Below are 6,863 nucleotides of genomic sequence, written 5' to 3'. Positions count from 1 at the left end.
GACTAAAGAATTCAATCGTTCGCTTCCAGGCCAGTTCAGCGGCGGTTTTATCGTAGCGCGGTGTGGTATCATTATGAAAGCCATGATTTGCGTTCTCATAAATAAAGGCCTGATATGTTTTGTGATTTGCCTTTAAAGCCGCTTCATATGCCGGCCAGCCGTCGGTAATCCGCTTATCTAACGAGGCATAATGCAACATCAAGGGCGCTTGTATTTTGGGCACATCGGCAACATCAGGCTGGGAACCATAAAACGGCACTGCTGCCGATAGTGTTGGGATGCGCACAGCCATCATGTTGGCAATACCCCCGCCAAAGCAAAAGCCTACCACGCCCACCTTGCCATTACAATCCTTATGGTTTTTAAGATGCTCATATGCCGCTATAAAATCCTCTTCCATTTCACCTTTATCGCGCTTACTTTGCAGGGTGCGGCCTTCATCGTCATTACCCGGATAGCCACCCAGTGGGGTAAGGGCATCCGGCGCCAGGGACACAAAGCCTGCCAGCGCGGCACGGCGGGCTACATCTTCAATGTAAGGATTTAGTCCGCGGTTTTCGTGCACTACAATAATACCGCCCAGTTTCTTTTTTGCGTCCACAGGTTTTGAAAGCAGGCCCTTTATGGTACCGCCGCCTTTGGGTGATGCATAATTGATGTATTCCGACTTTAATCGCGGGTCATCGGCCTTTACCTGGATGTTGTTTTGGTAATCTGGCATCAAAAAACTCATTAACGATGATACCGTTAAGCCGCCCACCGCGTACAGCGACAGCTTCTGCATAAATGCGCGCCTGTCCAGCCGGTTGTGGGCATAATCATCATACAAGTCAAATACCTCCTGCTTAATATGCTCTTTGTTGATGTGGATCATTTTTAATAGGTTTTACTCAAATGTAGTTATTGGCAGGCAATAGCTTGTTGATTTGAGTGTAACAGTTTTGATGACAGAAAGATTAATAATGTTTTGTGTGTTCGAATTTTATAATGGTATCAGCCCTTTTTAGGCTTACATATTTGTAACTGCGTTCAATTGAATAAAACACTTTTGCTACGTTTCTCGGCAAGCTGGCAGATTGTGCTTTTATATGTTTTACTTTATTGCCATAATGAATGAAAATTTCTAAGCTTTGGTCATCAATTGAGTGTTCATAGGACGTATCTAATTCTTTATAATTAATTTTTTCGAGCGCGTTAGTGATTGAATCCCATAATGATTTTGTCATGGTACCGGTGTAGTAACCATATAACCGGTCATCATACTTAGAGTTTGAGAATGGGCTACCATCACCGTAAAAGTTATATTTTAAGGTACGATCAATACTGATTGTTACAGGCTGACAGTCACCCAAACAGAATCCGGTAGAAAGTTCAATTTTATTGATCTCTGCTTTATTATTGCATGAGCAAAATAGAAGAAAGATAAGGGCAAGGTGTAGCTTCATTTAGTAAATATGAACATCTAAAACCAATGTATCATCATCAGCGTTAAATTACTTTGCGATTGTATAAACCTCTATGAAAATAGCAACCTATAATGTAAACGGTGTTAACGGACGCCTGCCTGTGCTGTTGCGCTGGCTTGACGAAAGCGCGCCCGATGTGGTATGCTTGCAGGAGTTAAAAGCCCCGCAGGAGAAATTTCCGGAGCAGGCTATTTCCGATGCCGGTTACAATGCCATATGGCATGGTCAAAAAAGCTGGAACGGCGTAGCCATCCTGGCAAAGGGGCTGGATATAAACGAAACCACGCGCGGCTTGCCCGGCGACCCTGAAGATACTCATAGCCGCTACATTGAGGCCGAAATAAACGGATTGACCATTGGCTGCCTTTACCTGCCCAATGGCAACCCGGCACCTGGGCCAAAGTTCGATTATAAATTAAAATGGTTTGAGCGCTTTACCTTGCACGCCGCCGGATTGCTGGCCTCAAAAAAACCAGTAATATTAACGGGCGATTATAATGTGATGCCTACCGAACTGGATGTTTACAAACCCGAACGCTGGGTTGAGGATGCCCTGTTTAGGCCGGAAACACGGGCGGCCTTTAAAAAACTGATTGACCAGGGCTGGACGGATGCCCTGCGCAAGCAATACCCTGATGAGGTGATCTATACCTTTTGGGATTATTTCCGCAACGCGTATGGCCGTAATGCCGGATTGCGTATCGACCATTTTTTGCTGAGTGCGCAGGTGGAGGACAGGCTTGCCGCCGCCGGTGTTGATAAGCAGGTGCGCGGCTGGGAAAAAACCAGCGACCACGCCCCGGTTTGGATTGAATTGAAAGATAAATAAAAAGCGAAAGCTCCTTATCATAAAGGGCTTTCGCTTTTGTATATGATAAACAGGAAAAGGCTACTCGATAGTGCGCATTACACGGTTCCAGCGTACTTTATTAAACAGGTTTTTCGTACTGTCAATACTCATAAAAGTAAGTACAGCTTTGCCTACCACGTGATCCTCGGGTACAAAACCCCAGTAGCGCGAATCTTCGGAGTTGTGGCGATTGTCACCCATCATCCAATAATAGTTCATCTTAAATGTGTAGCTATCGGCTTTTTTATTGTTGATAAAATAGCTGCCATTCTCTTTCTTGACCGTGTTATGTTCAAAAAGTGTAATGTTACGGCCATATAATGCGGCGGTTGAATCGTTAAGCGGGACGGTCATGCCGCGTTTGGGTACGGTGATGGGTCCGTAGTTATCCTGGTTCCACTTAAACAATTCGCTTTGCGGAAACACGGTCAAATCCTGCTCGCCTTTAGGTTCAATAACCGGGGTGATGGATTTGATGTTAGATAACCCCTTCAGTTCATTAAAGCTATCCGCCGGGATAATCATCACATAGTCGTTAGCACTCAACTGGCCGCGGACTTCTACGTTGAGATCTTGTAACAACTCCGGGTTAATAGCGTTACCATCGGTGCTAACCAGCCATGAAGTTTGCGCTTTAGGCGCATTTTTTAACTCCTTGCCGTTCACCATCACCCTACTATCAACAATACTTAATACATCGCCTGGTGTGCCCACACAACGTTTAATATAATGCACACGCATATCAACCGGATCTTTAGGCGTACCACCCGGATAGTTGAACACCACAACATCGCCGCGCTCTACTTCTGAAAATCCCGGCAGGCGGAAGTAAGGCAGTTTAATGGCATCCCAATAGGTTTTAATATCAGCCGAGGTAACGTGCGACTCCAGGAACGGGATTGAAAGCGGCGTGTTCGGCATACGCGCGCCGTAGCTCAGCTTGCTTACAAACAGGTAATCGCCCGTCATCTCCGTACCTTCCATGGAGCCGGAAGGAATAGCGTAGGCTGAAAATAGCAAGCCACGCACCACGGTTGATACCACCAGGGCAAACACAATGGCGTCCAGCCATTCGCGTGCTTTACTTTTCTTTTTAGCAGGAGTTTGTTCCTTGCGCAAAAATGGGTTTAGCTTCATATTATCCGTTTATGATGATATGCTTTTAGATGATTTGACATACCGGATGTTACAATAAATCAAATATTTAATAATTATCTACTAAATCTATAGATATTATTATAATTATTATTATCATTGCACAAATATCACGTAACAACCACATAATGAAACACGTTTTACTTTTAAACCAACCTTTAAAATCTGTTACAGCTTTATCTAAAAGCTGTATGTGTTGTTGTTGATGCTCGGCTCCCTTTCGCGTTAATTAACAATCACTATCACATCCTTATAACCACCATATACTAATAATGAAACTTTCTGATAAGACGTTTAGCGTCGTTTTAAAAACGGCCTTAATAAATTTTGCACTCTTTTTCGCGCTCATGCAATATGCCGCGGCACAGGAGAACCAACTGGTTGAAATATCCGGTAAAGTAACTGACAACATTACCAAAGAAGCGTTGCCAGGTGTAAGCGTAACCATAAAAGGCACCGTATCGGGCACAACCACAAACGCACAAGGTCGTTTTTCGCTGCGCGGAAGATTGAAGTTTCCGTTTACGCTGGTGTTCTCGAGTGTGGGCTTTAAAACACAGGAGTTCGCGGTTAACTCACCCGGCACCAGTCTGGATGTATCGCTCAGCACGCAATCCATCTTAGGTAATGAGGTGGTAGTATCCGCCTCAAGGGTGGAAGAAAGCATCCTGAAATCGCCCGTAGCTATCGAGAAGCTGGATGTAAGGGCGTTGAAAGAATCGCCTGCGCCAAGTTTCTATGATGCCTTGGAGAACGTAAAGGGCGTACAGCTTACCACATCCAGCTTAACCTTTAAGGTGCCTAACACCCGCGGTTTTAACATCCCCAACAATTTCCGCTTTAAGCAACTGGTTGATGGTATTGATATGGAAGCCGCTACCCTTGGCGTACCGCTGGGTAATGCTATTGGCCCTACGGAGTTGGATATTGCCAGTCTGGAGGTAATTCCCGGCGCGGCATCAGCACTATATGGAATGAACGCTATTAACGGTATGGCTTCGCTGCAAACCAAAAACCCATTTTACTATCAGGGGTTAAGCGTATATGTTAAAAACGGCATTAACCATGTAGGCGGCACCGGTCGCGATCTGAGCAATCTGACCGAAACCGCAGTTAGGTATGCCAAGGCGTTCAACAACAAATTCGCCTTTAAGGTAAACGTGAGTTACCTGAGAGGTACGGATTGGGTGTCAGACACACGTCGTGATCAAAACCCGAACAACCTGGTAACCGCAAACCCCAACTACCCTGAACTGGCTGCCAACAACCCGGCTTATGACGGCTGGAACAAGTATGGCGACGAAAGCAACAACGCGGTAACGGTAAGTGGTATTAACTATAACGGCAAAGCCGGTCAGTCTTTCATCGTTCGCCGTACAGGTTATAACGAAAGGGACATTGTGAGCCCGATTGTAGACAACCTGAAAATTGACGGATCATTGCACTACAAGGTAGCCAGCAACGCCGAGCTATCCTACGGTTATCGTTTTGGCAAGATGGACGGCGTGTTTCAGCGCGGTAACAAAATTCAGCTGGACAACGTAGTCGTACAAAATCATAAGCTGGAACTTAAGGGAGCCGATTACTTTGTGCGTACCTATATGTCGGTTGAAAATTCGGGCGATTCGTACAATGTAAAGCCGATGGCCGATAACCTGGATATTGTAAGCGGCGGAACCAACGCTGCGTGGGGCGCCAAATTCAAAACAGCCCTGCAAACCGCACTTGATGCCAACACCCCGCTTGCCGATGCCATGGTTGTTGCCCGTACCGCGGCCGATGCTGGTCGTGTAATACCGGGAACGCCTGAATTTGCCGACCTGAAAAGCCGCATAAGAGGTGTAAATAACTGGGATTATAACGCCACGACCAAAATTGGTGGCGCGGCGCTAATACAAAAAAGCCGCACCTACCATGCTGATGCACAGTATGATTTTACCGACAAAATAAAATGGTTTAACCTGTTGGTTGGCGCCGATTTCAGGGAGTATTCCATCATTCCGGATGGTAATAACTTTGTGGATTTTTCGCGTCCGATTGCCGAGCGTAACCAGCCCTTACCTGATGGCAGCTATGGCAACAATGTGCACTACACCAAAGTAGGAGCGTTCGCGCAAATCACCAAAACATTTTTTGAGGAGCGCCTTAAAATATTCGGTTCGCTGCGTTTGGATTACAATAAGGAGTTCGACCCAAAGTTAAACCCACGTATAGCGGCGGTATATACCCTTGCCGAAAAACACAACTTTCGGGTATCATACCAAAATGGTTTCCGTTTCCCGGCATTGTTCGAAGCATTATCGTTTGTTAACAATGGCAATGTGCGCCGTATAGGCGGCCTGCCTTACATCAACAAGGGTTTAAATTATCTGGATAACTCGTACACACTGGCATCCATTAACAATTTTAACGCGGCTGTGAACACCGAAGTAGCTAACAGCAACGGTACAATTACCCGTAGCCAATCGGCGTTAAATAACCGCAACCTACTTAAGGTAACCGACCTTGGCACCACCCAGCCCGAGCAGATCAACTCATTCGAAGCGGGTTATAAAGCGCTATTATTTGATAATAAAGTGGTGCTCGATATTGATGGTTACCTGAATAAATACACCGGTTTTTTAGGCCAGGTAGAGGTTGCTGTACCATATCAAAACGCTACCGATGGCGGCGGAACGCTGACCACCCAGGCACAGGTAGGCAGCGATCAGGCGGTTATCGCCGCCCTTGCCGAAAACCGCAATGCCCAGCAAACCCGCTATCGCGTATACACCAATGCTAAAAACACCTATACAAACTACGGTTCATCATTGGGGTTAACCTATAATTTTTACAAGCGCTACACTGTGAGCGGTAACCTGGCTTACAACAACATTAAGGGTAACGAAAGCGCCGATATTTTTGTGACCGGCTTTAATACACCGAAATGGGTAACCAACGTATCATTAGCTAACCGCGAGGTGGTGAAAAACGTAGGCTTTAACGTGGTTTACCGTTACCAAAACTCATTTTTATGGGAGAGCCCGCTGGCTAACGGTATTGTACCGGCCATTAACACGTTTGATGCGCAGGTATCATACAAAGTGCCGACGGCTAAAGCGACTATTAAATTGGGGGGCTCCAATATATTTAACCGCAAATATTACCAATACGCGGCAGGCCCAACCATTGGCGGCCTATATTATATAGCGGTAACATTTGACGGGCTCGATCTGTAATCGAAAATAATTAACCCAATAGCGAGGCGGTACTATTTAGTATCGCCTTTTTTGTGTCATATTGCGTGCTATAGCTACAGCTCAGGCAACCGTTTAAAACAAATTTGGAGTAACAATTGTAATGTTGCTGCGCTTAAATATTAAGATGGTATTAACGCATACAAAAGCGAGCGT

At 45.6% G+C, this 6,863-nt stretch carries 5 protein-coding genes; 2 read left to right on the top strand and 3 right to left on the bottom strand.

The annotated features are described in order from the left end of the window. On the bottom strand, positions 1-874 hold an 874-nt coding region (locus LT679_RS13185; RefSeq protein WP_232178062.1), incomplete at its 3' end, for a dienelactone hydrolase family protein. 82 nt (positions 875-956) lie between these two features. Then, entirely contained in the window at positions 957-1,445 is a 489-nt protein-coding gene (locus tag LT679_RS13180; protein WP_232178061.1) for a DUF6438 domain-containing protein, read from the bottom strand. Between the two features lie 73 nt (positions 1,446-1,518). On the opposite strand from LT679_RS13180, the gene xth reads away from it, so the two are divergent. Further along, on the top strand, positions 1,519-2,295 hold the full coding sequence (xth, locus tag LT679_RS13175) for an exodeoxyribonuclease III (RefSeq protein WP_232178060.1): 777 nt from the start codon (positions 1,519-1,521) through the stop codon (positions 2,293-2,295). 60 nt (positions 2,296-2,355) lie between these two features. On the opposite strand, the gene lepB is transcribed toward xth, so the two are convergent. Then, positions 2,356-3,453 (bottom strand): signal peptidase I, encoded by a 1,098-nt coding sequence (gene lepB / locus LT679_RS13170; protein WP_232178059.1) that lies wholly within the window; start codon positions 3,451-3,453, stop codon positions 2,356-2,358. 290 nt (positions 3,454-3,743) lie between these two features. Here lepB and LT679_RS13165 point away from each other — a divergent pair, with 290 nt between their 5' ends. Next, on the top strand, positions 3,744-6,689 hold the full coding sequence (locus LT679_RS13165) for a TonB-dependent receptor (protein ID WP_232178058.1): 2,946 nt from the start codon (positions 3,744-3,746) through the stop codon (positions 6,687-6,689). The last annotated feature ends 174 nt before the right edge of the window (positions 6,690-6,863 follow it).

The organism is Mucilaginibacter roseus (genome assembly GCF_021215455.1).
In the GTDB taxonomy this organism is placed as follows: Bacteria; Bacteroidota; Bacteroidia; order Sphingobacteriales; family Sphingobacteriaceae; genus Mucilaginibacter; species Mucilaginibacter roseus.
Note: the sequence above shows the minus strand (reverse complement) of the source record. Positions and strands in the feature narration are given on the sequence as shown.